The sequence below is a fragment of the Acinetobacter sp. MF4640 genome (genome assembly GCF_002018895.1).
GTDB lineage: Bacteria > Pseudomonadota > Gammaproteobacteria > Pseudomonadales > Moraxellaceae > Acinetobacter > Acinetobacter johnsonii.
Genome location: NZ_MVOM01000008.1, coordinates 71396 through 97265, shown reverse-complemented (window position 1 = coordinate 97265; position 25870 = coordinate 71396). Strand labels below are relative to the sequence as shown.

25 protein-coding genes are annotated in these 25870 nt (G+C 41.3%); 9 read left to right on the top strand and 16 right to left on the bottom strand.

Annotated elements, in window-relative coordinates; all coding sequences use genetic code 11:
• Positions 1 to 144 precede the first annotated feature (144 nt).
• The 4 genes from MF4640_RS04405 to prpB form a co-directional block, all read right to left on the bottom strand.
• Positions 145 to 1071, bottom strand: coding sequence for an alpha/beta hydrolase (locus MF4640_RS04405; protein WP_078388819.1), 927 nt, complete (start codon positions 1069 to 1071; stop codon positions 145 to 147).
• Positions 1072 to 1339: 268 nt separating this feature from the next.
• Positions 1340 to 1801 (bottom strand): DUF2147 domain-containing protein, encoded by a 462-nt coding sequence (locus tag MF4640_RS04395; protein ID WP_004981798.1) that lies wholly within the window; start codon positions 1799 to 1801, stop codon positions 1340 to 1342.
• Positions 1802 to 1987: 186 nt separating this feature from the next.
• The gene (prpC, locus tag MF4640_RS04390; protein ID WP_078388815.1) at positions 1988 to 3124 is read right to left on the bottom strand and encodes a 2-methylcitrate synthase; all 1137 of its coding nucleotides are present in this window, start codon (positions 3122 to 3124) and stop codon (positions 1988 to 1990) included.
• A 2-nt stretch (positions 3125 to 3126) separates the two neighbouring features.
• Positions 3127 to 4011, bottom strand: coding sequence for a methylisocitrate lyase (gene prpB / locus MF4640_RS04385; RefSeq protein ID WP_078388814.1), 885 nt, complete (start codon positions 4009 to 4011; stop codon positions 3127 to 3129).
• Between the two features lie 246 nt (positions 4012 to 4257).
• Between prpB and MF4640_RS04380 the strand changes: the two genes are divergently transcribed.
• The 3 genes from MF4640_RS04380 (at position 4258) to MF4640_RS04370 (ending at position 6514) form a co-directional block, all read left to right on the top strand.
• Positions 4258 to 4908 (top strand): TetR/AcrR family transcriptional regulator, encoded by a 651-nt coding sequence (locus MF4640_RS04380; RefSeq protein WP_078388813.1) that lies wholly within the window; start codon positions 4258 to 4260, stop codon positions 4906 to 4908.
• Between the two features lie 121 nt (positions 4909 to 5029).
• Positions 5030 to 5950 (top strand): ornithine carbamoyltransferase, encoded by a 921-nt coding sequence (gene argF, locus MF4640_RS04375; RefSeq protein ID WP_058869781.1) that lies wholly within the window; start codon positions 5030 to 5032, stop codon positions 5948 to 5950.
• Between the two features lie 90 nt (positions 5951 to 6040).
• Positions 6041 to 6514 carry a hypothetical protein gene (locus MF4640_RS04370; protein ID WP_078388812.1) on the top strand — a complete coding sequence of 158 codons (474 nt, stop codon included), beginning with the start codon at positions 6041 to 6043 and terminating at the stop codon, positions 6512 to 6514.
• 27 nt (positions 6515 to 6541) lie between these two features.
• Here MF4640_RS04370 and MF4640_RS04365 read toward each other — a convergent pair whose 3' ends face one another.
• The 8 genes from MF4640_RS04365 to rpiA all read right to left on the bottom strand — a co-directional run bounded on the left by MF4640_RS04365 (position 6542) and on the right by rpiA (position 14473).
• Positions 6542 to 6895, bottom strand: a complete 354-nt coding sequence (locus tag MF4640_RS04365; protein WP_078388811.1) for a YnfA family protein — start codon at positions 6893 to 6895, stop codon at positions 6542 to 6544.
• A gap of 88 nt (positions 6896 to 6983) precedes the next feature.
• Entirely contained in the window at positions 6984 to 9260 is a 2277-nt protein-coding gene (clpA, locus tag MF4640_RS04360; RefSeq protein WP_078388810.1) for an ATP-dependent Clp protease ATP-binding subunit ClpA, read from the bottom strand.
• A gap of 9 nt (positions 9261 to 9269) precedes the next feature.
• Positions 9270 to 9686 carry an ATP-dependent Clp protease adapter ClpS gene (gene clpS / locus MF4640_RS04355; protein ID WP_004981811.1) on the bottom strand — a complete coding sequence of 139 codons (417 nt, stop codon included), beginning with the start codon at positions 9684 to 9686 and terminating at the stop codon, positions 9270 to 9272.
• 17 nt (positions 9687 to 9703) lie between these two features.
• A complete protein-coding gene (locus MF4640_RS04350) occupies positions 9704 to 10450 on the bottom strand; it encodes a DUF6776 family protein (protein ID WP_078388809.1) in 747 nt (248 codons plus the stop codon).
• Between the two features lie 79 nt (positions 10451 to 10529).
• Positions 10530 to 11585, bottom strand: coding sequence for an N-acetyl-gamma-glutamyl-phosphate reductase (gene argC / locus MF4640_RS04345; protein ID WP_171263852.1), 1056 nt, complete (start codon positions 11583 to 11585; stop codon positions 10530 to 10532).
• 107 nt (positions 11586 to 11692) lie between these two features.
• On the bottom strand, positions 11693 to 12727 hold the full coding sequence (locus MF4640_RS04340) for a GGDEF domain-containing protein (protein WP_078388807.1): 1035 nt from the start codon (positions 12725 to 12727) through the stop codon (positions 11693 to 11695).
• Between the two features lie 265 nt (positions 12728 to 12992).
• Positions 12993 to 13676: a SprT family zinc-dependent metalloprotease gene (locus MF4640_RS04335; protein WP_078388806.1), complete on the bottom strand. Its 684-nt coding sequence runs from the start codon at positions 13674 to 13676 to the stop codon at positions 12993 to 12995.
• Between the two features lie 125 nt (positions 13677 to 13801).
• Positions 13802 to 14473, bottom strand: a complete 672-nt coding sequence (rpiA, locus tag MF4640_RS04330) for a ribose-5-phosphate isomerase RpiA (RefSeq protein ID WP_004696685.1) — start codon at positions 14471 to 14473, stop codon at positions 13802 to 13804.
• Between the two features lie 107 nt (positions 14474 to 14580).
• On the opposite strand from rpiA, the gene ilvA reads away from it, so the two are divergent.
• A complete protein-coding gene (ilvA, locus tag MF4640_RS04325) occupies positions 14581 to 16119 on the top strand; it encodes a threonine ammonia-lyase, biosynthetic (RefSeq protein WP_004981822.1) in 1539 nt (512 codons plus the stop codon).
• A 40-nt stretch (positions 16120 to 16159) separates the two neighbouring features.
• Here the strand turns inward: ilvA and MF4640_RS04320 are convergent, their stop codons facing one another.
• Positions 16160 to 16654, bottom strand: coding sequence for a hypothetical protein (locus MF4640_RS04320; protein WP_078388805.1), 495 nt, complete (start codon positions 16652 to 16654; stop codon positions 16160 to 16162).
• A 150-nt stretch (positions 16655 to 16804) separates the two neighbouring features.
• On the opposite strand from MF4640_RS04320, the gene MF4640_RS04315 reads away from it, so the two are divergent.
• The gene (locus MF4640_RS04315) at positions 16805 to 17458 is read left to right on the top strand and encodes a potassium channel family protein (protein WP_058869788.1); all 654 of its coding nucleotides are present in this window, start codon (positions 16805 to 16807) and stop codon (positions 17456 to 17458) included.
• A complete protein-coding gene (locus tag MF4640_RS04310) occupies positions 17455 to 18804 on the top strand; it encodes a TrkH family potassium uptake protein (RefSeq protein ID WP_078388804.1) in 1350 nt (449 codons plus the stop codon). The genes MF4640_RS04315 and MF4640_RS04310 overlap by 4 nt, the downstream gene beginning before the upstream one ends.
• Before the next feature lie 62 nt (positions 18805 to 18866).
• On the opposite strand, the gene MF4640_RS04305 is transcribed toward MF4640_RS04310, so the two are convergent.
• From MF4640_RS04305 to MF4640_RS04295, 3 genes are all read right to left on the bottom strand, one after another.
• Positions 18867 to 20006 carry a phospholipase A gene (locus MF4640_RS04305; protein ID WP_078388803.1) on the bottom strand — a complete coding sequence of 380 codons (1140 nt, stop codon included), beginning with the start codon at positions 20004 to 20006 and terminating at the stop codon, positions 18867 to 18869.
• Between the two features lie 17 nt (positions 20007 to 20023).
• The gene (locus MF4640_RS04300; protein WP_078388802.1) at positions 20024 to 22963 is read right to left on the bottom strand and encodes an insulinase family protein; all 2940 of its coding nucleotides are present in this window, start codon (positions 22961 to 22963) and stop codon (positions 20024 to 20026) included.
• 159 nt (positions 22964 to 23122) lie between these two features.
• Positions 23123 to 23572, bottom strand: coding sequence for a GNAT family N-acetyltransferase (locus tag MF4640_RS04295; RefSeq protein ID WP_078388801.1), 450 nt, complete (start codon positions 23570 to 23572; stop codon positions 23123 to 23125).
• A 139-nt stretch (positions 23573 to 23711) separates the two neighbouring features.
• Here MF4640_RS04295 and MF4640_RS04290 point away from each other — a divergent pair, with 139 nt between their 5' ends.
• Genes MF4640_RS04290 through MF4640_RS04280 form a run of 3 tightly spaced genes read left to right on the top strand, consistent with a single transcriptional unit; the run spans position 23712 to position 25678 of the window.
• Positions 23712 to 24716 carry an adenosine kinase gene (locus MF4640_RS04290; protein ID WP_078388818.1) on the top strand — a complete coding sequence of 335 codons (1005 nt, stop codon included), beginning with the start codon at positions 23712 to 23714 and terminating at the stop codon, positions 24714 to 24716.
• Positions 24717 to 24730: 14 nt separating this feature from the next.
• The gene (locus MF4640_RS04285) at positions 24731 to 25042 is read left to right on the top strand and encodes a Rieske (2Fe-2S) protein (protein WP_010326961.1); all 312 of its coding nucleotides are present in this window, start codon (positions 24731 to 24733) and stop codon (positions 25040 to 25042) included.
• Positions 25043 to 25060: 18 nt separating this feature from the next.
• Positions 25061 to 25678, top strand: coding sequence for an OB-fold-containig protein (locus MF4640_RS04280; protein WP_010326962.1), 618 nt, complete (start codon positions 25061 to 25063; stop codon positions 25676 to 25678).
• The last annotated feature ends 192 nt before the right edge of the window (positions 25679 to 25870 follow it).

Here is a 25870-nt window from a genome sequence, read left to right as displayed (position 1 = left end):
TTACTATAGACCACATTTAAGTTTAAATATGAACACCCCGAATCAGATGTATGAGCAAACTAAAACCGAGCTAATTGCTTAACTCGGTTTGAAGTGGAATACTGTCAATCTATTTCAGGACAAGACAGGATAATTTAAATACCATCAATATAATTTATTTGAGAGCACGTCTAATAAAGACGCCTTAAAAACCTCACCATGCTTTAGATTTGGATAGATTAAAAATTTAGCCTCTACGCCTTGCTGATCGAATATAGACAAAATTTCTCTATTTTTATTAATGCCATTTGCATCAAAATTAGCGCTTTGCTGTGTTCCAGTATGTGTTAAAAGATCACCTTCCATCAGCAATACATGTTTTTGTGGCTCTTTGACTAATTTTACGGCTCTAATTTTTTGCATCATGCGCTCATCTGCCCAAGAAAGTGATGGACTTGCAGCAAAAAAATGGCTGAAATAACGCCCATCGAGCAAGCTATCAAGCACGAAAAGCCCTCCATAGGAATGCCCCCATAACGCTCTTTTTTGCGCATCCAACTTTACATTCTGCTCAACCCAAGGGGCGATATCCTTCAAAATCACATTTCTAAAATCAGCACCTCCCCCGCTCATCCGCTCTGGATTTCTTGGATCTTGAGTGGGTTTTGCGGTTAATAAATCTGCTGGAGTATAGTCAAGTGAACGAAAAGCTGTGGCAAATGGCAAATTGGTTTTATAACCAATGGCAACCACTACAGGGGCATCATTTTCATACAAAGACTTGAGTATTTTTTCATTCAGATGGGACATCGCAGCGTTCCCATCCAGCATAAAGACCGATGCATATGCGTCCTGCGTCTTCTGTACTGTCTTTGGAATACCTAACCAAACGCTATAGCTTTTATTTGGATCTGTAGTTGCAAACTCTTTGACTTTAAAACTGTAATAAGCCGAGCCTATTTCTGCAATATTTGCAGGTAAAGGTTTCATTTCAGGTTTCGCATAAATACTTAAACTGGCACCCAAGATCAACAACGAGCCAAAAATTCGCGAAAGCAGAGAAGTAAAAATCTTTCTATAAAGATGAGTCATTTTTCGTATACACAGCCATGAGATGCTGAAGCTTAACATATAATAATAGTTATCATTATCAATTAAGTAAATCTTAATCATCTCTCTGTCATGACGTACATCTCATCGATTAAAAGACTACATTTTCTTTGACCAAGCACTCCGAAAGATGATTTTTCCTTTTTATACGGATTCAACAAGTCTAGCAAATACCCTTCCAGCTTTTTTATCCATAAAAAAGCCACCGCACTATGACAGTGCAATGGCTTTATCGACACAATCAAAAGACTTAAAGCTTTTTCCATGTCATGTTGCTCAAACCTTTCGTATCTTTTGCTGTGGCTTGTACCTTCATCTGATCTTTACCTGCATTGAGCTGCGCAATATTGATGTTATACACACGGCCATCTTGAGGATTCAACCATTGGCCTTTTGCGAATTTTTGACCTGTTGCATCACCCATTAAACCATTCAGCACTTGCATACCAAAAATCGGTTTATCCTTAAGCCCACCCTGACACTTACTACATACATCACTCACAGGCGCTCCAGCCAAAGGATAGTACTTGGTCACTACTGCACTATATTGTGATGTTTTAGAATTCTTACGAATCACAATATCTGAAATATAATACCCAGTCCGATCATCAATCACTTTCCATGTTCCAATAAGCGGGTCAAATGGCATGGCGAAAGCAGAATGAGACAACCCCAAAAATAGTGCTGATACACACAAAAACTTATGTTTCATAAAATAAATTACAATAAAAATGAAGAAATAAACGGTCGAGATTATAGCAACTCTATTCTTTTAATTATCTATTATTTCATTAAAATTAAATATTTATATGAATTAAGCTGTGCGAAACATCAACAAAAAAATTGCATATAAAAAAGCCTCCGAAGAGGCTTTTTTATAATGTATCAGAGCTTTATTTTAAGCCGCTGAACGTTCTTCAATTGGCACTACTTTACGCAGTTCAGGCCCCGTATAGTCCGCACTTGGGCGAATAATACGGTTGTCTGCACGTTGTTCCATCACATGCGCTGCCCAACCTGTCACACGGCTCATCACGAAGATTGGTGTGAATAACTTGGTCGCAATATCCATGAAGTGGTATGCCGATGCATGGAAGAAGTCTGCGTTACAGAACAGTTTCTTTTCACGCCACATCACTTCTTCACAACGGACTGAAACTGGGTACAGTACCGTGTCACCGACATCTTTGGCTAAGCGCTCAGACCAGATTTTAATGATGCCATTACGTGGGTCGTTGTCTTTGTAGATTGCATGTCCAAAGCCCATGATCTTTTCTTTACGTTCCAGTTTGCCCAGCATTTCTCGCTCAGCTTCTTCAGGTGACGTCCAGTTTTCAATCATTTCCATCGCTGCTTCGTTTGCTCCACCGTGTAATGGACCACGCAGTGAACCAATTGCACCGGTAATGCATGAATGCATATCGGATAAGGTGGATGCGCATACACGTGCGGTGAAAGTCGATGCGTTGAATTCATGCTCTGCATAAAGGATCAGTGATACGTTCATCACTTGTTCATGCAGTTCATTTGGTTTTTCACCACGCAATAAATGAAGGAATTGTGCACCAATTGAATCATCATCCGTATTTTCTTCAATACGCACACCATCATGGCTATAACGATACCAGTAGCAAATAATAGCAGGCAAAGTCGCCAAAATTCGGTCTGCAACATCTTGTTGCTGTTCAAATGACTGTTCGGTTTCTAGGTTACCTAGCATTGAAACGCCTGTGCGCATCACATCCATTGGGTGTGAATCTGCTGGGATACGCTCAAGGACTTCTTTAAGTGCTTGTGGCAGTTGACGCAGTGATTTGAGTTTAGCTTTATAGGCAGTGAGCTGTGCTGCTGTTGGTAGTTCACCAAAAAAGATTAGGTAAGCGACTTCTTCAAACTGGCAGTTTTCTGCTAAGTCTTGAACATCATAACCACGGTAGGTCAAACCTGCCCCGCTTTTGCCTACGGTTGATAGTGCTGTCTTTCCTGCGACTTGTCCGCGCAATCCTGCGCCTGTGAGGACTTTTCCTTCAGCCATTTTTAATTCTCCTGTTTAAACAGCTTGTCTAATGTGTTTTCAAAGGTGTGGTAATCGAGAAATTCGTAGAGTTCTTTGCGCTGTTGCATTTTGTCGAGGACGTTGACTTGGGTACCATCATTGCGAATGGCATGCATGACTTCCAGTGCTGCCTTTTGCATGGCACGAGTCGGTGACAGTGGGTACAGCACCATCGAGATGCCTTGTTCTGCCAGTTGTTCTTTGCTGTAGTACGGGGTATCGCCAAATTCGGTAATGTTGGCTAGTACTGGAACACCGACTGCATCACAGACGGTTTTGTACATGGTAATGTCGGTCATTGCTTCAGCAAAGATCGCATCGGCACCGGCTTCTACACAAGCACAGGCACGGTCAATCACCGCTTGTAGGCCTTCTTTTTGTAGGGCATCGGTACGTGCCATCACCACAAAGTTTGAATCGGTTTTGGCATCGACTGCGGCTTTAACACGATCAACCATTTCTTGTTGGGTGACGATTTCTTTGTTGGGGCGGTGGCCACAGCGTTTTTGTGCTACTTGGTCTTCGATGTGCACTGCGGCTGCGCCTGCAGCAATCATTTGTTTCACAGTACGGGCAATGTTAAATGCCCCACCCCAACCGGTGTCAATATCGACCAGTAACGGAGTGTCTACACGTTCGGTAATGCGGCGTACATCTTCCAAAACATTATCCAGACTGGTCATGCCTAAGTCAGGCAATCCATAAGAGTAGTTGGCTACACCAGCACCCGAAAGGTAGATGGCCTTGTAGCCCACCTGTTTCGCCATCATTGCTGCATAAGCATTGACTGTACCGATAATTTGTAATGGTTTTTCCACTTCTAGTGCTTGTCTAAATCTTAAGCCTGCAGATCTTTGTTCTGTCATCGTCCTTTCCACGGCATTTGCTTTAATTTTCGAGTTTTGAGTATAGCCATAATGACTGAATTGGCTATGACATTTTAGAATGATCACTCTAAAACTTTAGTCCCATGGTTCACGTTTTTATTGTGTAATTTTCTTCCATGCATTGGGCTTTAGTGGTAAACAGATAAGCCCCAAAACAACAATGTGTGCATATTTTTGCTATGATAGCAACCAGAGATCCACATTTATTAGGCTGTTGTTAGTTATATGCACGACTCAGTTCAACTAGAACCCCTTACACGTGACATACCTCACACAAAACGAGGTCATGAACGCTGTCTTGCATTTTTATTAAGTGCAAACGAGTTGTTTTTGCAACATGGCTACGATGCGGTTTCACTTGATGATATTGTCAACCATGCGGGTGGTTCAAAAGCATCGATTTACAAATATTTTGGAAATAAAGACGGTCTTTTTACAGCCATTTGTGACTACCGTCGTGAGCTGTTTTTTAAAGATATTTGTATACCTTTTGATTTTACTAAGGACAATTTGCGCGTTTATTTAATACAAACCATTTTAAATATTCAAACGCATCTTGTGCTTCCAGAAAATGCCTCTTTTTTAAGACTCATTATGGAACAAGTACAACGTAATCCGCAGTTGGCCTTTCATATTCACAAACAAGGACCTAAACATATTGAAGATGCCGTGGCTTGTGTTTTAACCAAAGCAGATGAAATAGGTATTATTCGATGTGAACATCCGAATTATTCTGCGCAGCTTTTTTTTGGCATTGTGCGCGAATTAGAGTGGCGAGTACTCATGAACATCTATGTTGAAGAAAATGAACAAGAAAATCTAGAATATGTTCATTATTGTGTAGATCGCTTCTTAGCAGGTCATCAAAAAGTCTAGTTTTTTTGCAATTTCCTTTGCATATAGTATATTAATCGACTCTCTTTTTTCTTTTCACCAACCAACAACTAATTGTTGTTCTGTACCTATTTCGGTTTTCAGCAATTATTGTGGAGTAACAATGGCTCTACGTCACTTTCTTACCTTACGCGATTTATCTACTTTAGAACTGAACCAAGTTGTGCAACGCGGTATCGAACTAAAGCGTAAACAGCACAACAGCGAAGTATTCCAACCGTTTGTTGGTAAAGTCATGGGTATGATTTTTGAAAAATCGAGCACCCGTACCCGTGTATCGTTCGAAGCAGGCATGAGCCAGTTTGGTGGCAGTGCAATTTTCCTCTCTCCACGAGACACCCAATTGGGTCGTGGTGAACCGATTGAAGATTCAGCACGCGTGATTTCAAGCATGTTGGATATTGTGATGATCCGTACTTTTGGACATGACATTGTTGAACGTTTTGCCTCTTATTCAAAAGTTCCTGTGATTAATGCTTTAACCGATGATCACCACCCTTGCCAACTACTTGCAGATGTTCAAACTTTTGTTGAACACCGTGGGCCTATTGCAGGCAAAACGGTAGCGTGGATTGGTGATGGCAACAATATGTGTAATTCATATATTGAAGCTGCGCATATGTGGGGCTTTAAGTTAAAAATTGCTGCGCCTAAAGGTTATGAACCCAAAGCAGAATTTTTAAGTGAATTTGCACATTGTGCAGAACTGGTTAACTCAGCTGAAGATGCTGCCGTAAACGCAGACCTTATCGTGACCGATGTATGGGCAAGCATGGGCCAAGAAGAAGAGCAAAAAATTCGTGAAGCTGCTTTTGCAGACTATCAAGTGAATGAACATCTTATGGATCTTGCTCATCCTGATTGTTTATTTATGCATTGTTTACCTGCGCATCGCGGCGAAGAAATTTCTGAAAAGATGCTCGACCATAAAAATGCCGTGGTTTGGGATGAAGCTGAAAACCGCTTACATGCACAAAAAGCATTGGTTGAGTTTTTAATCAATGAAAATACTAAGAAAGATTAATTAATTTTTCCAACGAAAAGCACCTAAGGGTGCTTTTTTTATACGGGTAAAGCTATAATCTGAACATAATTTTTATAAGTGATATTTTCCATGTATTTCAAAAAAACTGGCCTGTGCCTTGCTACAATTCTAAGCTCTGCTTTTTTTCAGGTTCAAGCCTCAGAATTTGATGACTACTTACAGTCCAAACAAATTATTGATGCAAATTTTAAAATTCAACAACCTGAAAGCCTGAACGAGATTCTAACTGTATTAACTGCAGAAGACTCTCGAACCCTCCCAATTGAAATTGATAACAACACCATCATTGAACAATTTAACCTATATGCAGACCGTACTGAGCTTAAAGGTCTAATCATTACCCCTGATTTTGCGCAGTTTGAGCAAGATTTGGGGTCAAAAGAAGTTCAAAAAGTGATTAAAAAGAATGTTGTGCAAAACTGCAATATTTTCTTCGAGCATCAATATCAACGCAATAACCCCTACACTGTAAAATTACAGCTCAGCTCTGAGAAAAATAGCTACGATTTAGAATTAAAGCAAAAAGACTGTGGTATCAAATAGTACTTTTTTAGCGATTGGTTCTCTACTTTAGCGAACCAATCCCTGTGGTTGTAAGATAATCATGGTCGCACCAATCAATACCACTGCCCCGCCCATCAGGTCCCAACGGGATAAATAAACTTGATCGACATAACGCAACCATAACAACGCAGTAAAAATATAAATTCCCCCATAAGCGGCATAAATACGTCCTGACGCAGCCGGATGTAATGTCAACAACCACACAAATGCACCTAGCGCTAAAGCAGTGGGAATCCACAACAAATGACTTCTTCCCTGATTTAAAATCAAATAAGGGAAATAACAGCCCAATATTTCCATCACAGCAGTTACCAAAAATAGTACAAATGTACTTAAAACTTTCGTCAATTGAATATCCATGCAACCTACTTTTGTGACTTCTAACTGTTAAATACTTTTTCAATAAAAAAACCCGTGCGAACACGGGTTTTAAATTATGTAACGATCTTTAAGCAGGCTCAGCCGTTTGGTCTTCAAAAACTTCAAGTTTTAAACCCACCGCTTTACCATTTTCATTCTTCACAGAGACCGCAACATTGCCACCATGTTCTGCAAGCTCACCAAATAGAATCATTTCAGCCAGTGGCTTTTTCAAATGCTCTTGGATGAGTCGTTGCATTGGGCGAGCGCCCATTAAACGATCATAACCATTTTCAGCCATCCACTCACGCGCACTCTGATCCACTTCAAGAATGACTTTTTTATCATCGAGTTGTGCTTGCAATTCAGTTAAGAACTTATCCACTACATTTTCAATTACTGTCGTAGGTAAAGCTTTAAACTGAATCACACTGTCTAAACGGTTACGGAACTCTGGAGAAAACGCTTTCTTCATCGCATCTTGGTTATCATTACTGTTGTCTTGGTCCATGAAGCCAATACTCACGCGAGAAATACTTTCCGCACCAATATTTGTGGTCAAGACCAACACCACATTACGGAAGTCTGATTTACGACCATTGTTATCGGTCAATGAACCATGATCCATGATTTGTAGCAATAAGTTGAACACGTCTGGATGCGCTTTTTCAATCTCATCTAGCAATAATACACAGTGCGGATTTTTATGAATCGCATCAGTCAACAGACCACCTTGGTCAAAGCCGACATAACCTGGAGGCGCACCGATCAAACGTGAAACCGCATGGCGCTCCATGTACTCCGACATATCGAAGCGAACCAGTTCAACACCCAATAATTTCGCAAGCTGCTTGGTGACTTCTGTTTTACCTACCCCAGTTGGGCCTGCAAAAACAAAACTACCCACAGGTTTATCTGGTGATTTTAAGCCTGCACGCGACAGTTTAATTGCTGAGCCTAAAGCTTCGATGGCTTCATCTTGACCAAAGACCACACGTTTTAAATCACGTTCAAGATTTTCAAGAACGGTCTTATCATCTTTAGATACGGTTTTTGGTGGAATACGTGCAATTTTCGACACGATATCTTCAATATTTTCCACGGTAATCAAGGTGCCATCTTGTTCAGCTTTCAGACGACGTTGTGCCCCTGCTTCATCAATAACATCAATGGCTTTATCCGGCAAGAAACGATCATTAATGAACTTCGCAGACAGCTCAACCGCAGAAATTAAAGCTTTGTCATCATATTTAACATGATGGAAATCTTCAAACTTGCTCTTCAAACCGCGTAAAATATCAATCGTTTCTGAAATAGATGGCTCATTGACATCAATTTTTTGGAAACGACGTGACAATGCATGGTCTTTTTCAAAGACTTGGCGGTATTCTTGGAATGTGGTTGAACCGATGCAGCGCAATGAACCATTGGCCAAAGCGGGTTTAATCAAGTTTGACGCATCCATTGTGCTGCCCATACTTGAGCCTGCACCAATAATCATGTGGATTTCGTCAATAAACAAAACTGCTTCTGGTTTCTTTTTCAACGCGTTCAAAAGCTGTTTTAAACGTTTTTCAAAGTCACCCCGGTATTTGGTTCCTGCCACCAAAGCACCAATGTCCAAGCTATACACTTCAGCATTTGCCAATGGTTTCGGTGCTTTACCATTGACAATGAGCCAAGCTAAGCCTTCAGCAATCGATGTTTTACCGACGCCAGGATCACCGACCAATAACGGGTTATTTTTACGGCGACGGCATAGAATTTGTGCTGCACGCTCAATTTCTTTTTCACGACCAATTAAAGGATCTGTTTTACCCTTTTGTGCCTCAACATTTAAGTTGGTTGTATACAGCTCTAAAGGGCCTGCGTTGCTTGAACTAGCAGATTCACCATCAAGATCTTCAATTTCCTCTTCCACTTGCACTTCGTCTTTACGTGTGCCGTGGGCCAAGTATTGTGTCAGTGTTAAACGATTAATTTGATGACGTTTTAAGAGGTAAACTGCAAAAGAATCACGCTCAGAGTACATCGCCACTAAAATGTCTGCGCCTTCAACCGTCCGATCACCACCGCTTGATTGCACATGGAAAATTGCACGTTGTAAGATACGGTCAAAACTTTCGGTTGGATGCGGGGCTTGATCACTGTTTTCGCCCAGCTTAGGGGTGTGCTGCTCTACATATTCTTCAAGCTCTTTGCGAAGCACAATAATATCTGCACCACAGGCTTTCAATGCATTTACGGCCGAATCATTATCGAGTAAAGCCAATAATAAATGTTCAACGGTTAGGAATTCATGTCTCTTTTGTCGAGCCATACTAACAGCCAAACGTAAGGATACTTCTAATTGACGACTGAGCATGGAACCCCCTTAATCTTTCGGCTCAATCTGACAAAGTAAAGGATGACCTTGAGACCGAGCGTAATTATTGACTTGGTTTGCTTTTGTTTCCGCGATGTCTCTCGGGTAAACGCCTGCAACACCTTTTCCTTCATAATGTACAGTTAGCATTACTTGAGTGGCTTGGTCAAGATTCAAAGCAAAGTATTGTTGTAAAATTTCAATAACAAAGTCCATTGGGGTGTAGTCATCGTTCATTAAAACGACAGCATAGAGTGGAGGACGCTTAAGTTCTGGTGGCGCGGTTTGGACAGCGACATCCCCATTTTCTTCTTCATGCGGTTCATCATTGCTCAAGCGCGGGCTGATATGCCAATCGACATAGCCAGATTCATGAAAAGACTGCTTGATTTCATTTAAACACGTTGAACGCTTAGAGATACCCATAAACTTACAATTCACAATTATTGTGCATTCGCCTCAGCCTGAGGAATTTCAGAGACAAATGCTGATTGACTTTCTACGGCTTCACCACGTGACCAACTAAAGCGTCGTGTCACTGGTGTGCTACCTGTTAAACGGACTTCGATAAACTGCGGCGTAAAGCCTTTAGGCATTGTCCAACGCCCTGTTAAACGCTCATAGTTTTCAAAGTTAAAGTTTTTGTCTTCAAGCGGTACAACTAAAACCTCTGTACCACGAATGAGTCGGAGTTCAACTGTACCTGAAGCTGGACGTTTAGATGAACTGACTTGAACCAAATCAAGTTGATATTCAAATGCATTTTCAGGCAAAGGTTTAATCGCAATATGCTGCACAGCCAGTGGAATACCGCCGCGTTGACGTAAAACCTCACGGTAAATCACAGCAGTGGTTTCAGATTGCGCTTGTTGATCCAGAGCTTTTTGCAATGACAAATACAGCTCATTTGAATTGGTCACAGCAACGTCACGCTCCTGAACAGCAGCATTATAGTTTTTATTTAATGCATCCAGACTGGTCTTTTGTTTTTGTACCACTTCGACCAGTTGCTCAGCATCTGCATCAAAACCTACCACCGTTAAACCCTGACGATGTCCGACGGTATAGCCCAATACCCCACTTGCAACCATCAATATTGCAGCACCAATTGCCAAGGGCTTATTGGTCTGTAAAAACGGCTTTGCAGGTTCAGGCTGTTGTGACGTCATATTTGTGTCAGTGTTCGGCATCGTCATCTCTTATTTTGATTCAATTCAAAACACACATTTAAATCGAAATCTAAATGTGTGTGAAGTTCTAAAACGTTTTTTATGGTAATAAACCAATTCCGTCTAGGCCTGCAGTTTCAGCAAATCCAAACATTAAGTTCATGTTTTGAACGGCCTGACCTGCTGCCCCTTTAACCAAATTGTCTTGTACTGAAATGACCACCAATTTTTTCGGTTGTGGTTTATACAGCGCAATACGCAGCTGATTTGCACCCCGCACAGAACGTGTCTCTGGTGAGCTTCCAGCAGGCATCACATCGACAAAAGCTTCATTGGCATAAAACTGTTCATATAAACTTTGCACATCAGCAGCTTCACCCGCATCGGTTAAGTCCACATATATCGTGCTCAGCATGCCACGAATCATTGGCACCAAATGCGGGACAAATAAAATGTGGTTAAACACCTCTTTTAAACCTGAAATATTTTCCAACGCTTCCACAATTTCAGGATGATGACGGTGACCTGCAACGCCATAAGCTTTGAAATTATCTGCATTTTCAGAATAGATCATACCAAGGCTGGCTTTACGACCTGCACCAGACACACCCGATTTCGCATCAATAATAATGCTTTCAGGTTTAACTAATGTGTCGTTTTGCTTAAATAATGGCGCTAGACCCAGTTGTACTGTTGTTGGATAACAACCAGGGTTACCAATGACATTGGCTTGTTTAATCTGCTCACGGTTTAATTCTGACAAACCATAAACTGAGTCTTTCAACAGTTCAGGACACGCATGTTGCATGCCATACCATTTGTCAAACTGTTCTAAATCTTGTAAACGGAAGTCTGCGGCAAGGTCAATCACTTTAGTATTTGCAGCCACAAGCTCTTCGGCATACTTCATGGCAACGCCATGCGGTGTCGCAAAGAACACCACATCACATTTTTTCAGTTCATCAATATTCAAATCTGAATATTTGAGTTCGGTATGTCCACGTAGGCTTGGGAACATATCATCTACACGGCGACCGTCTTCTGTACGCGATGTTAATACGCTTACTTGCACATTTGGGTGTCGTAGTAAAAGACGCAACAATTCAACGCCTGTATAACCTGTACCGCCGACAATACCAACTGAAATCACGTGTATTACCTCAAACTTAAACTGTCCATTTCGTAACTGCCTAGTATGACAGGAAGTTTCTGCTTTCTAAACTGTTTTACTTGGAATTTATGCGTTTTTAGTGCTATCGACACCTAATGAGACACATCCAATATACTCTGTGCAGGCTCAAAACCAATCTGATTTCGTCCCGAATGTTTCGCCTGATATAACAATTGATCGGCAGTATGTATGGCATATTTTAAGTTGGGTTGATGTACTGCAGCCAGTCCAAAACTTGCTGTCACGGCAATACTTTTTGAGGATAATCGTGCATCGGCAATACCTAAACGAATACGATTGGCAATATTATAAGCCAGCGTTGGGTCATCAATTTGCAATAAGACAATGAACTCCTCTCCGCCGAAACGCCCTACTAAATCTTGCGTACGAACATTTTGCCCAATAATTTGACCGACTTGTTGTAAAATTTGATCACCCACCAAATGCCCATAGGTGTCATTAATTTTCTTAAAATGATCAATATCACACATGAGCAAGAAATAAGACTGTTTAGAGAGCTGATGCAACTTTCGTTTAGCCGCTTCGTTAAAGCCACGTCGATTGAATAAATGCGTTAGCGGATCTCTTAGTCGCTCATCATTGAGTTGATGGATAATATCGCGTACTAAGGTTCCGAGCAGCACTATTGCAAACCACATACTTAAGATAATGCTCGCAGCAAGCATCATCAGCCACCAAACTGAATTTGCCAGCATGTCTGCTTCAATATTTCTTAAAAAGAGAAAAACAATGATTCCGCGAACAAAGGTATACAGCACAATAAACAAGTAAGAAAAGTCGACTATTTTATTGAGCAAATCAATCCCTTGATAATGTTTAAACATTGAAAACAAAACCAAAGACTCAACCAATGCAATTGAAATGTTCAGAATCAGCATTCTGATCCACAGTTGATCATCTACGTAGGAATAATAACTGAGTGAAAGTAAAGCCATCACGACCAAGGCAAGACACCAATATGGACGTGCATTGGCATTCTTTCTTAAGCCCATGGCATAAGCGCTGGCCCATGCACCAAACAAATACATACTGCCTAAAATGGGTGCCGAAAAAGCCAACTGCTTATTCGACATAAAACTTTGTGCCGCCACAGAAAACGAAGGCACAATATATCCAAGCCCGAGCCACAATAAATATGAGGGAGCTCTAAAAGCAAAATGACATATTAAAAGTAAGCTTCCCATTAAAATCTGGGACTAAACACCTAGAACGATTAATATAAAATAGTGGATATCTGTAAAATTCACATTTGAGGTCTTTGGACTGAAATTGAGGAATGTTTATCTTAGATCATGAAGTTTAGAGCATTTTTTGACTAACGCTCAATCAATCAGAAGAAATTATTTTTAAATTTTGCACGTAAAATTAACTTTAAGCGCTTGCCCACCAATACGGCAATGCGGTTGTTTTTAAGGTTTTTCGATGCTGTTGAAAAGCGGCATCATATTTGGCAACTTCCGCCCAAAAACGTGCACTATGATCAAAATGTTGCGTATGTGCGAGTTCATGCACACAGACATAACGGGTAATGGCTTCAGGAAACAACACTAAAGCACTGTTAAGCATAATATCGTGTTTGGCACTACAACTCCCCCAGCGGGTCTTGGGCTGACGAATTGAACATTGTGCAAATTTTAAACCAGTTTCATGACTAATCTGTTGCAAATAAATAGGCAAGTGCTGTTTGGCATATACAATTACAAAAGATTTTAAATAACTTTCGGGCTGACGGTCACTGATCCAAAGCTGGTGATTATCCTCATCCAAAATATACGCATTTTTTTGTGTTTTATAGCTCACCGTTAAAGCATTTTGGCGATTAAATAACCGCAACTCTGTGGGAAGGGTTCGATCTATCTGTAGCAGACTGGCTTGTTGCTTCTGCCAAGTTTCAACCATCCACTGTTCAGATTGATTTAAAAAATCCTGAATTTGCCGTTTGCTACAAAACTTAGGCACGGTTAAACGAATTTGAGTTGGTTCAACGCGAAGTCGTAACCGGGTCGCACGTGCATGATGAGTGATTTGGATCTCAGGTAGGTCTGCTAAGGTCATTAATATTATTCTTTTATTGAATCATCCACCCCCTCCTTTTTGAAAGGAGGGAGAAAAACATAAGATAAAAATGTTTTTGCTTTTAGCCCCTTATTTTCAAAAAAGAGCTTAGGGAAGATTTAAAATTAAACAGCGGTACGTTCTTCAATACCGCTGTCTGTTGCAACAACTGCCACATCTGCTTTATTGATTGCAAAAATACCATTACACACCACACCTGGAATGTCGTTAATGGTTTTTTCAAGCTCAAGCGCATTTAAGATATTTAAGTTATAAACGTCTAAAATCACGTTACCATTATCCGTCACCACGCCTTCTCGGTAAGCAGGATCACCACCAAGCGCTACAATTTTACGTGCCACAGCTGAACGAGCCATTGGAATCACTTCAATCGGAAGTGGGAAGTCACGCCCCAATTGATCAACCCACTTAGAATCATCAACGATACAAACAAATTTTCTCGCAATTGAAGCCACAATTTTCTCGCGAGTAAGTGCGGCGCCACCGCCTTTGATCATATGCATATGACGGTCAATTTCGTCTGCACCATCGACATAGGCATCTAAACCGCCGACAGAGTTCATATCAACCACTTCAATGCCTAATTTCTTTAAACGCTCAGCCGTTGCTTCTGAACTTGCCACAGCTGCTTCAAGCTGAAGCTCTGGTAAAAGTTCAATTAAGAAATTTACGGTGCTGCCTGTACCCACCCCTAAAATGCCACCTTTAGGTAAGTGCTTTAAGGCAGCTTTTGCAGCAGCTTGCTTTTTTTCATCTTGGGTAGCATACAGACTCATAATTTGGCTCAACTATTTTTTGACATTTGTTGCTGATTTTACAGCCCAAATGTACATGGGTTTGTTACAATGATCCTCTATTTTAAACTGTTAAATGGGAAATTAACATGCTGTCTCGTTTGGTTCGACAAATATTACAAGCAACAGTCTACGATGTTGCAATCGAAACTCCACTCGAAGCGGCACCTCGAATTAGTGAGAAACTCAATAACAACATTCGTTTTAAACGTGAAGACTTACAACCAGTCTTTTCATTTAAGCTGCGCGGTGCCTATAACCGCATTAGCCAACTTCCTAGAGCTCAACTTGAACGTGGTGTGATTACTGCATCTGCTGGCAACCATGCCCAAGGCGTAGCACTGTCAGGTAAAAAACTCGGGATTCGTGCCATTATTGTGATGCCGAAAACTACCCCAGATATTAAAGTTCAGGCAGTCAAACGCTTAGGCGGTGAAGTGGTTCTCCACGGCGACTCTTTTGATGTTGCCAACAAATACGCAATTCAACGTGCCGCAGAAGACGGTATGAGTTTTATCCCTCCCTATGACGATGAACTGGTCATGGCAGGTCAAGGCACGATTGGCAATGAAATTTTGCGTCAATGGCGCGATGTCGACTACGTTTTCGTCGCTGTGGGTGGTGGCGGTTTGATTGCTGGTGTAGCAGCCTACTTAGGCGATGTTGCACCACATGTCAAAGTCATTCCTGTTGAATATGACGAATCTGCTTGTTTAAAAGCCGCATTTGAAGCAGGTGAACGCGTAGTACTACCTCAAGTCGGCTTATTTGCCGACGGTACGGCTGTAGCACAGATTGGTGAAAAACCATTTGAAGTGATTCAACTACAAAAGTCGGATAACTCAGGCCCGATCGTTGAGCGTGAAGTGGTTTTAGTCAATACCGATGAAATTTGTGCCGCAATTAAAGACACCTATGATGAATGTCGTAGCATCGTTGAACCATCGGGTGCGATGGCCTTGGCAGGGATTAAAAAGTATGTTGAAACACACGAGCTAATTGGGCAAAACATCGTCTCAATTGTATGTGGTGCAAACATGAACTTTGACCGTTTACGTTATATTGCAGAACGTACCGAATTGGGTGAACGCAAAGAAGCTATTTTTGCTGTGACCATTCCAGAGAAAAAAGGTTCATTCCTGAATTTCTGCCGAGCACTACAAGGTCGTAATATCACCGAGTTTAACTACCGTGCGAGTGATGCCAGTGCAGCGCAAGTCTTTGTCGGGATTAGCTTAAAAGGCGGTGAAAAAGAGCGTCACGATATTTTTGAAGCGCTGAAAACTCAGTTCGATGTCGATGACTTGTCTGATGATGAAGTAGCAAAACTGCATATTCGCTACCTAATTGGTGGTCATGCAGACCTTGAAAATGAGCGTTTGTTCCGTGTTGAGTTCCCTGAACGTCCAGGTGCACTGTTAATGTTCCTCGAACGCCTTGGCCCTACGCATAACATTACCCTATTCCACTACCGTAACCACGGTGCGGCGGAAGGTCGTGTCCTTGTTGGTTTAGAAGCAAGTGATGCGAAACAAAACCCAGATGGTTTGATTGAAACTTTAGAAAGTATTTCGTATCCATATGAAGAAATTACCAATAACCTAGGTTATCAACGTTTCTTAAAATAAAAGATTCAATACATACATAAAACCGCCCTTCGAGGCGGTTTTATTCTATGAGCTGCATCGGCTCTTCATCACCAAACGTGTGGTTATACGTAACAATAATTCTATCGATCAGTTCATCATTATGCGGTACCAACAGCCAATAGGGGTTCTCCCGCTCGATAACCAGTAAACTGAGTTCATAAGGCTCAATAAAAATTTTAATGTGGTTAAAAATAACATCAAAACTAAATTCAAAATCATAACCATGCATGTCTGAGGTTTCTTCTTCCTCACTGTCATACATTTGATAAAAAGACGCCATATCATCATTGATTTGGTTTTTCAGCTCGTCTAAGTCAATACCCAACTGTTTAAGTCGATGGCATTCATCAATACCATTTTGTCGAAAATCATCGAGTTCTATTTTTTGAATGTTTGAATAATAGCTATTCAACCAACGTACAAAGTGCTCGAACTCATCTTGTTCTTCTGGAATTGCGGTATCATTCAATTCTGGAAACGCGATCCTGAGGGATTCATACAGTGTCTTCCGCATTTATATACTCCTTTGGATGAGTGATATATTGGTATAAGGCAAAGCGCGGTTGATCGAAAAAAGCGTGTCTGTATAAAGATGACATCTTGTGAAATTTGGCACAACATTCGTTAACAATCGACGTATAAAAAAATTTAAAGGAAAGATGACATGGCACAATTTGCAGTGATTGGTTTAGGAAGCTTTGGAGCCACAGTTGCAACTCAACTCATTGAACTGGGACATGATGTCATTGGTATCGATAGTGAAAAAAAATATGTTGAAAATATTTCTGAGCAGGTGACCCATGCTGTCATCGCCGACGCAACAGATGAACATGTCCTCGATGAATTAAATATTAAAAACTGCGATGCCGTGGTGGTCGCAATTGGTGAAAATATTGAAGCCAGTATTTTATGTGTCCTGCACCTCAAAAATATTGGGGTTGAAAAAATTTGGGTCAAAGCCAAATCAAAGTCACATCATATGATTTTAAGCCATTTAGGGATCAGTAAAATTATTCACCCTGAAGAGGACATGGGCGTGCGGATTGCGCAGTCTTTATGTTATCCCATGGTCAGTCGCTATATGGCACTTGAAGATAATCACTATATTGTCAAAATTGAAATTGATGAAAAATTGCAAGGGACTCGCTTCCGCCAACTGATGGATCAAGCACCTGATGTGAAAACATTACTCCATAAACGCGGCAAAGACGTTTTGTACAGCATTGATCCCAATTTAATTTTACAAGTGGGTGATATTCTAGTTGTTGAAGGTTTAGTTGAAACATTACGTCGTCTTTCAGCACGGTTCAAATCATGAAAAAAGTCAAAGACTGGCAAACACCGCAAAACAGTACCATTAATTTAAGCCCGCCCAGCCTGCTGGCTTTGGGTTTTTTGAGCTTTATTATTATTGGGACTCTATTATTAAAGCTACCCATTTCACACCACGGTGAACTCAGTTGGATTAACTCTTTGTTCACCGCTAGCTCAGCAGTCACCATTACGGGACTGTCTGTGGTGAATGTCGGTGAAACTTTTACCGTAACAGGTAAAATCATCATCATGCTGCTGATTCAAATTGGTGGCTTAGGCTTTATGACTTTTGCAATTTTAGCCGCACTGAGTCTGTCGACCAAACTCGGTTTAAAGCAACAAATCATGGCGCAAGAGACCATTGGTCAAACCAGCTTATCCAAAGTATCCTTCACCATTAAAGGGGTACTGCTGTATTCCTTATTTTTTGAGGCGATCGGCACGGTTATTTTGACCATTGCATGGTTAGAAGATTACAACTTCAATCAAGCTCTGTTTTATGCGGCTTTTTATAGTGTATCCGCATTTAACAACGGTGGCTTTTCACTGTTTCCCAACAGTCTAATGAGCTTCTCGGGTCAGTATCTCATTACCTTTACCATCAGTATGCTATACATCATTGGTGGGACAGGTTTTGTGGTGTTAATGGACATTAAACGCAGCAAACGTTGGAAAGGCTTAAGTACCAATAGCAAATTGATTTTATCCACCATTGCAGGCTTGAACCTGATTGCTTTTGTTCTTTTATGGGCGATTGAATCGAACAATCCCCTCACTTTAGCGCCAATGAGCTTAGGTGACCAAGCTTTAAATGCATGGTTCCATGCCACCGTGCCTCGTTCATCGGGCTTTAACAGCCTTGATTTGGCACAGATGAAAGATGCCTCGACCCTCGTGACCATGTTACTGATGTTCATTGGGGGAGGCTCGATGAGTACCGCAGGCGGGATTAAAGTAGGTACATTTATTATTGTTTTACTCAGCGTGATTAGCTTCCTTAGACGTGAAGATGAAATTCGTGTGTTCAATCACTCTGTTTCTCAAAAAACCTCTTTTAAGGCAATGGCTGTTGTCTCTATTACTTCGGCACTTATTTTCTTAGGCATCTTTAGTTTATCTTTAATCGAACCTAATCATCAGTTTATGGATTTGTTATTTGAAGCCATTTCCGCTGCTTGTACTGTCGGTTTGTCACGCGGCATCACGGGCGAACTTCAACCTGCAAGTTTATTTATTCTGATGCTCTTGATGTTTGCAGGTCGTTTAGGTCCTTTAACACTAGCCTACCTGATTGCGACGCCAAAAAAGAGCCGTTTAAAACATCCAACTGCCGATATTCAAATTGGTTAAAACACCTAACACTTAAACATAAAAAAACCACGTATCAAACGTGGTTTTTTTATGTCTCTAAATTAGTACCAATTCATTAAGGACACACCCAAGCCCACATAAGTCGCTCGGTGGTTATAATCAATTAAGCTTTCGCCATAACCATCAAACAACTGGAAATGGCCACGCAACTTCCCTGAAATAGGAAAAGCCCAGTCAAACTGTGCAGCACCGCGCGCGTCATCGCCACCTTTTAAACTATGGCGTAGCATGAGTGAAAAATCATGTTCATTCCAACGGTAGAATGCTGTTAAATCACCCCGTCCGACATAATCCTTAATATCAGGGTTATTATCATCACCAGCATCTTCATCTAGACGGTACCAAGGGCGCAGCATGAGCGCAAAGTTGTCTCTTTCAAAACCCACATTCAACATGACACGGTTCCAACTACGTGACAGCGGATCGGAACGACCATTAGACTGATGGTTGAAAGTTAATCCCAGTAAGCGACCATTTAAACCCAACAATTCATAATTGGTGCGGAAAACCAAACTGGCTTCAGGCTCATAGTTCGTTTCACGGAACGGACGTGATTCATCACTATTATAAAGCTGCCAACGAGAAGACTGGGTATAACCCAACCAAACATCACCATTGTCCCCAAATAGGTTTTCCACAGCTTTAGTTTTTAAAGACAATTGGAATTTCGCTTCCATTGACTTTAGGTTCTGATCTTCATCCACCGTATTGGTCGGATTTGGACTTTGTGGATATTCATTTTTATCTGTCGTCCAAAAACCAGGCATTAAATACACAGGCTGATAGGCACGAATATTCCAAGTTCCCAGTTTGCTTTCTGGTGAAAGCTCCCAACGACTATCCATTAAAGATAAATTTGGGGATATTTTAGGGCCTTCCGAAGCAAAGACAGAGCTTACACTTTGTGCAATCTTCCCTGTGATATTTTCAGGTTCTGGTGCAATTTCCATAGCTGCACGTTGCTCAGAAACAATATGTGGTTTTACCGCTTCAGGAATTTTAAATAATGCATCATAACAAGCCAAACGATCTGCATTCGACGCCAATGCAACACATGCTTCGGCTGTTGCAGGAGCTGCAGGTACTTCGGAAATTTGTGCATGTGTTTTAGCGACACCCAAAGTACTGAGCACAGTCATGCTCAGTACTAAAGTTGAACGCTCAAATGATTTGAACGCCATACGACCCTCTTATTTTTTTACTGAACTTGTTGAATACTAAAACCTAACTCAATTAAAGTATCACGCTTCGCCATAGGTGCAACCACAGCTTTCGTTGGTTTTTGTTCAAGCAAGTATTGTACCGCCACACGTTGCAAGTCCTCTAAACTCACAGCCAAAAGACGACTACGTAACTGCTTACGGAAGGCTGGTGTACGTGCATGTAAAAGTGCATAACATGCCGTAATCGCTTCACCCGCTGGTGAACCTGGTTTGTCCATACCAGCAATCAAACCTAAAATTGCTTCTTCAAGCTGATGTGGCTTTTGCTCAGTATTGAGCAACCATTGTACACTGGCTTCAAAGTCATTGAAGGTTTCAGCCAAACGCGGATCACGGTAGCTATAGAAGCGGAATGAACATGCATTGCCGTCATAGCTTGCGCCACCACCATAAGCCCCACCTTTTTCACGAATTGCACTGTGTAAGAAACCATTACGCAAGTACGCTGCCAGTACCATCAGCAGTGCAGCATCTGGATGTGACACCTCAACGGCTTGATAAGCCGATGAACAGAATTGAACATTGGCTTGAATTAACCACGCCTCATCTGCATCGGTATCGATCTGCTCAGCCATTTTCAAACTCACAGTTTGCTCAGGAATAGCTAACTTGTCCCACACATTTTGAATTTCTTCAACCAAACGGTCTGACTGATGTTCTTCACACACTAGTAAGAACTGTTTCGGTGCTTGTAAAAGTTTCAAATGAATCGCTTTTAATTCATTGATCAAATCATCATAAGCTGCTGCATCTTTTTCAATACGGCTGACTAAATCACCTAACCAGTTTAATGCACCCAAGCCCGTGTTGTGATAATCACGTTTTGCCAAAGCACTGTGGTTACGTCCTGCAATTTGCATGGCATAACTGTGTCCTGAACCTGACAGACGAGATGCCCAACGCGTTTTACGTTGTTGCAATAACTCAACAATGCGATCTTTTTCGTCAAAACGCAGTTGTTCAAATGCCAGTTTCAACAAAGCGATACTGTCAAAATTACTCACCAACGATTTTGTGGTCAGCGTTAACCATGCACTGATTTGATTTTTGTCATTTACTTGAGAACGCAAAGAGGCGCCCATACCTAAACCACCACTCACCGCTGTTTGCAGTTGTTGTAGTTCTAGATAGTCATATTGACCTGCACCAACTTCACCCATCAAAATGGACAGCAAGTTAAAGTAAGGTGACTGCACTACATCTTGCGGAATCTGGATCAGTACTTGGTTGTAGTAAATACCGTTGGTACCTGCATGATAAAGATTTAACGGATAATCGATACGATTTGAGATAATCTCGCGCAACTGCCCTTGTACAATTTGCAGTTCAGCAGGCACATCTTCCAAGCCCACTTTCGGCAAAAGATTAAGGTCATCTGGGGTATCTTGACGGACTTTAAGTGCTTCAGTTTGTGCTTCAATTTCTGCTTTTTCAGCGTCTGTTAGCTGCGCACCAATTTCGGCTAAACGTGCTTTTTCTGCCGCTGCTTCTACTGCGGATTTATTGGCATCTGGCACCAAAGTCATTTGTACACGGTGTGGGTTATCAATCAAATAAGTTTTGATTAAGTTTGACAACCACATTGGATCTTTCAATTCTTCTTTCACCGCAGCAATGGCTGAGTCCACATCCCATACAGTGACTGGGTCGCTGTGGTGAATCGCACTGCCCAAACCATTTAAAATCAGGCTTAGACCATAAGGCATGCCATCGCCATTGATTTCACGTTGGTGCAATTCAATTTGATGTAAAATCGCATCCACCATGTTTTGATCGACAGGTTTCGAAGCAACATCTTCTAAAACCTTAAACACACCTGCTTTAAACTCAGCTGTATGTTCAGGGTTTGAACCTTGTACGCCACAGTAGAAAGTCATTTCGTAATTTGAATCATCTACTCCCATAATCGGGCCAGTAGACTGTGCATAACCACAGGTCTCTAAATAATGACGCAATGGAGAAGCTGAATCTTCTAACAATACACCTTCGACAAGGCGCATACCTAAGCGTAGTTTGATCTCACTAGCTTTAGGCAATAACCACGAAATAATGTGATAAGTTTTGTCTTTTAAATCTTCTGCATCTACCGCATAGGTTTCAGTCACTTCTAGTGGCGCAGTCAAACGGCGCTCTTCTTTAGAAAATAGCGTTTCACCTTTTGAAAACTTCGCCAAGGCTAAAGTTTCAAACTGCTCTTGTAGATTGTAAGCAGGCTCATTACCAAAGGTCATGAAAACTGCGTTACTTGGGTGATAATGCGACTTATAGAAATCCACCAACTCAGGGTAAGTCAAGTCTGGAATATCTTTAGGGTCGCCACCTGAGTTGTAGTGATAAGTGGTTTCAGGGAATAAGTGATGCGCTAACTGATGATACAACTGATCTGAAGGCGAACTCATTGCCCCTTTCATTTCGTTGAAAACCACACCTTTATAAACAGGCTCACCGCTTTCAAACTCAATGCGGATTCCTTCTTGGGCAAAATCCAACGGATTCAAATTGGCTGCAAAAGCTGCATCTAAATACACTTCAAGTAAATTTTGAAAATCTTTCTTATTCTGAGTCGCAAATGGATACGCTGTCCAGTCCGCCGCAGTAAAGGCGTTCATAAAAGTATTCAGTGAACGACGAATCATTAAAAAGAACGGATCACGAACAGGGAATTTTTCCGAACCACATAGTGCTGTGTGTTCTAAAATATGCGCTTCGCCTTTTGAATCCATAGGTTGGGTGCGAAAGGCAACCAAGAATACATTTTCATCGTGATTGGTGGCCAAGTGATAATGCACTGCCCCAGTGACTTTATGTTTATATTCAGACACTAAAATGTCTAAAGCTTCAACATGGTGTTGACGTACCAACTGAAACGCAGGATGTACAGTTTGAGAAATGGTTTCAGTGACATCTACAGTCATGTGATCTCCTAACAATAATTAATACACTGCCTGCATTATAGCTGTAGTTGTCAAAAGATTTCACGCTGAAAACCCGAGTAATTTGCTGGAAATTTGAAAAGCATCTCACTGCTTTCCAAATTTCAGTCTTTTTGAGGGAAGCGTTCTCAAAAAGTAAAACTAGATGAGATATTTAAAATAATTATAGTTCGGGTGATTTTCCACAAAAACATAGTTTTGCTTTTGATAAAAACTGGCTGCGGATAAATCTGCGGTATTTAAACACAGTGCAGAAAAGTTTGGACGCGCATATTTTTCTAGATGCGCCAACAACTGACGACCCACACCGCTCTTACGGTATTTAGGATGTACATAAAAACGGCGTACGCGCCCAATACGCGCCTCGATTTCATTTTCACCCCATTGCTGATTTAAACCGCCACAGGCAATCAATTGGTCTTGATCATAGGCCAATAACAACACTTCACCCTTTTGATCAAAACGATTTTTTCCGCTTTGATATTCTTCGATCAAGCGGGTCAACGGTTCATATCCTTCTTTTGCTGCGAGTTGTGCCAAAGCTTGTATTTGAGGAGGTAATTGTTCTGCCGCTTGAATTAAAATTTCCATCTAAACTTCCTTGAATATGAGCAAAGCCATTTCACTACATTTGCCACGTAAATAAAATGAATTTTCCTCAACAAACTACAGCAATCTTGAGCATTGGTGTAAAATGTCGCTTTATTTTCAATACGTGACGAAAAAAGACATGGCAACTGTGGATCTTTTTGCAATTGGTAATGCACTAATCGACCAAGAATTTAAAGTCTCTGACGACTTCCTTATTCAACAACATTTGCAAAAAGGCACTATGCAGTTAACTGATGGTGAAACACAAGCAGATCTTTACAAAAAATTAAAAGAAACACAAAGCTATAAAGGTCAGGCTTCAGGTGGTTCAGCAGCCAACACCACCGTTGCCTTTAGTGCTTTGGGTGGTTCAGCATTTTATGCATGCCGCGTGGGTAATGATGAGCTAGGGCAAACTTACCTCAACGGTTTGCACGAAGCAGGCATTAAAAACACTGATAAATCAATCAGTGAAGGCGTAACAGGCACGTGTATGGTTCTAGTCAGTGAAGACTCTGAACGCACTATGCATACCTATTTAGGTATTACAGCCGAGTTAACTGAACAACAGATTGACTTTGAACCCTTAAAAACCGCGAAATGGCTCTATATCGAAGGTTATCTTTCAACCAGCGATAGCGCACGTTTAGCTGTTAAGCAGGCGCGTGAAATTGCCAAAGCTCATGGTGTTAAAATTGCATTAACCCTGTCTGACCCTGCGATGGTGCAATACGCGCGTCATGGTCTAGATGAAATGATAGCGGATGGTGTGGACTTATTGTTCTGTAACCAGCAAGAAGCCATGATGTACACCGAAACTGAAACAGTTGAGGCGGCTTTAGCAAAACTCAAAACACTGAGCCAGCATGTGGTGATTACGCTTTCAGCTGAAGGTGCACTTATTTCAAATGCACAAGAAACATTTAGTGTCGCGGGTCGTAAAGTACACGCTATTGATGCCAATGGCGCAGGTGATGCCTTTGCTGGTGCCTTCCTTTATGTAGTAAATGCGGGCTTAGGCTTACATACAGCTGCGCAACTTGCAATTTTGATTTCAAGTGAAGTGGTGTCACAGTTTGGCCCTCGTTTGGCTGTGACAGATTACGCTGAATTGTTCCAACAACTGCAAAAGGAATGTGCATGATGCAAAAAATTTGCATGACAGAAGACATCCCAGAACGCGAAGCGCGTTCTTTTGAAACACCTAAAGGGGATACGATTTTTATCACCCAACGTGACGGTGCCTTCTTTGCTTACCAAAACATTTGCCCGCATTTGCAAGTTGAACTTGAATTTTTGGAAAACCAGTTCTTAGACCGCGACCAAGAATTTATTGAATGTTCGACCCATGGTGCGTTGTTTATGGTGGAAACAGGTGAATGCATTTCTGGCCCCTGCCAAGGCGAAGCACTTGAAAAAGTAGCGATTACCGTGCATTCTGACGGTGGGATTTATCTCACAGAAGAATAATGAAATTGGACGTTCACCATGTATGAGTTGCTACATCACCCTGATTTGATGCTCTTTCATTTCAGCTTATTGACTTTAGTCATACTCAGCATGGTGGAAACCTTAGGCTACTTTTTTAAATCTCGCCCAAGTCATTTCCTTAAAAGGCTCTCGCCACAAAAACTGACTGAATCTCCGCTGCTGGACGTTAAGTTTTCTAAAGTACTGATTGTAGTTTTTCTCTTACTTAATTTTAGTGTTGCAGGTTATTTCCTTCAGTTCTGCATCTACGCCAAAGAACAGGCCTTTACTTCGGCTTACTACCTGATTTTGCCTGCGCTGATTATTGCAATTTTCTTTACCGTTTTTATGATCCACTGTTTGGATCAAGTTATTAAACCCAGACCAGATAAAAAACAAACCAACTTACTGGGTCGTCTGGCGACTATCTCCAGCGGGAATGCACGTCCTGGTTTTTCGGCTCAAGCTCGCGTTCGCGATGAATATGGTCAACTCCACTATGTCCAAGTTGAACCTGAGTTTGGTGAACTTGAATTTCAGTCACAAATTATTCTCATTCGTCTAAAAAAGTCGCATTACATAGCAAAGAAAATTTCAAAATCCAATCAACTTTTTAGTGGTGAAAGTACGCGCTAAACAAGCACCCCATCTGATCCCATTTCAACACTCTACGTCTTTATGAGCAAGTTTATCCTTTGCCATGGCCACTGCGTTAGCCTCCAACAAACGCCTCACAACGCGCTGTTTAAATCGAACCCTTGCCTCATCTTCTTGCTCAATCTTTTCAAAGCAATCTTTCATTTACAATCCAGCTTTCTGGATTCTAAG

Coding starts and splice junctions, on each gene's coding strand:
- prpB (WP_078388814.1), bottom strand. CDS start 4,011: ATGACAGAACAAAGATCTGCAGGCTTAAGATTTAGACAAGCACTAGAA.
- MF4640_RS04300 (WP_078388802.1), bottom strand. CDS start 22,963: ATGACTGTAGATGTCACTGAAACCATTTCTCAAACTGTACATCCTGCG.
- MF4640_RS04365 (WP_078388811.1), bottom strand. CDS start 6,895: ATGGATATTCAATTGACGAAAGTTTTAAGTACATTTGTACTATTTTTG.
- MF4640_RS04310 (WP_078388804.1), top strand. CDS start 17,455: ATGAAAAAAGTCAAAGACTGGCAAACACCGCAAAACAGTACCATTAAT.
- MF4640_RS04405 (WP_078388819.1), bottom strand. CDS start 1,071: ATGACTCATCTTTATAGAAAGATTTTTACTTCTCTGCTTTCGCGAATT.
- ilvA (WP_004981822.1), top strand. CDS start 14,581: ATGCTGTCTCGTTTGGTTCGACAAATATTACAAGCAACAGTCTACGAT.
- MF4640_RS04395 (WP_004981798.1), bottom strand. CDS start 1,801: ATGAAACATAAGTTTTTGTGTGTATCAGCACTATTTTTGGGGTTGTCT.
- MF4640_RS04305 (WP_078388803.1), bottom strand. CDS start 20,006: ATGGCGTTCAAATCATTTGAGCGTTCAACTTTAGTACTGAGCATGACT.
- MF4640_RS04290 (WP_078388818.1), top strand. CDS start 23,712: ATGGCAACTGTGGATCTTTTTGCAATTGGTAATGCACTAATCGACCAA.
- rpiA (WP_004696685.1), bottom strand. CDS start 14,473: ATGAGTCTGTATGCTACCCAAGATGAAAAAAAGCAAGCTGCTGCAAAA.
- MF4640_RS04370 (WP_078388812.1), top strand. CDS start 6,041: ATGTATTTCAAAAAAACTGGCCTGTGCCTTGCTACAATTCTAAGCTCT.
- MF4640_RS04320 (WP_078388805.1), bottom strand. CDS start 16,654: ATGCGGAAGACACTGTATGAATCCCTCAGGATCGCGTTTCCAGAATTG.
- MF4640_RS04315 (WP_058869788.1), top strand. CDS start 16,805: ATGGCACAATTTGCAGTGATTGGTTTAGGAAGCTTTGGAGCCACAGTT.
- MF4640_RS04280 (WP_010326962.1), top strand. CDS start 25,061: ATGTATGAGTTGCTACATCACCCTGATTTGATGCTCTTTCATTTCAGC.
- prpC (WP_078388815.1), bottom strand. CDS start 3,124: ATGGCTGAAGGAAAAGTCCTCACAGGCGCAGGATTGCGCGGACAAGTC.
- argF (WP_058869781.1), top strand. CDS start 5,030: ATGGCTCTACGTCACTTTCTTACCTTACGCGATTTATCTACTTTAGAA.
- clpA (WP_078388810.1), bottom strand. CDS start 9,260: ATGCTCAGTCGTCAATTAGAAGTATCCTTACGTTTGGCTGTTAGTATG.
- MF4640_RS04335 (WP_078388806.1), bottom strand. CDS start 13,676: ATGACCTTAGCAGACCTACCTGAGATCCAAATCACTCATCATGCACGT.
- MF4640_RS04295 (WP_078388801.1), bottom strand. CDS start 23,572: ATGGAAATTTTAATTCAAGCGGCAGAACAATTACCTCCTCAAATACAA.
- MF4640_RS04285 (WP_010326961.1), top strand. CDS start 24,731: ATGACAGAAGACATCCCAGAACGCGAAGCGCGTTCTTTTGAAACACCT.
- MF4640_RS04380 (WP_078388813.1), top strand. CDS start 4,258: ATGCACGACTCAGTTCAACTAGAACCCCTTACACGTGACATACCTCAC.
- MF4640_RS04350 (WP_078388809.1), bottom strand. CDS start 10,450: ATGCCGAACACTGACACAAATATGACGTCACAACAGCCTGAACCTGCA.
- clpS (WP_004981811.1), bottom strand. CDS start 9,686: ATGGGTATCTCTAAGCGTTCAACGTGTTTAAATGAAATCAAGCAGTCT.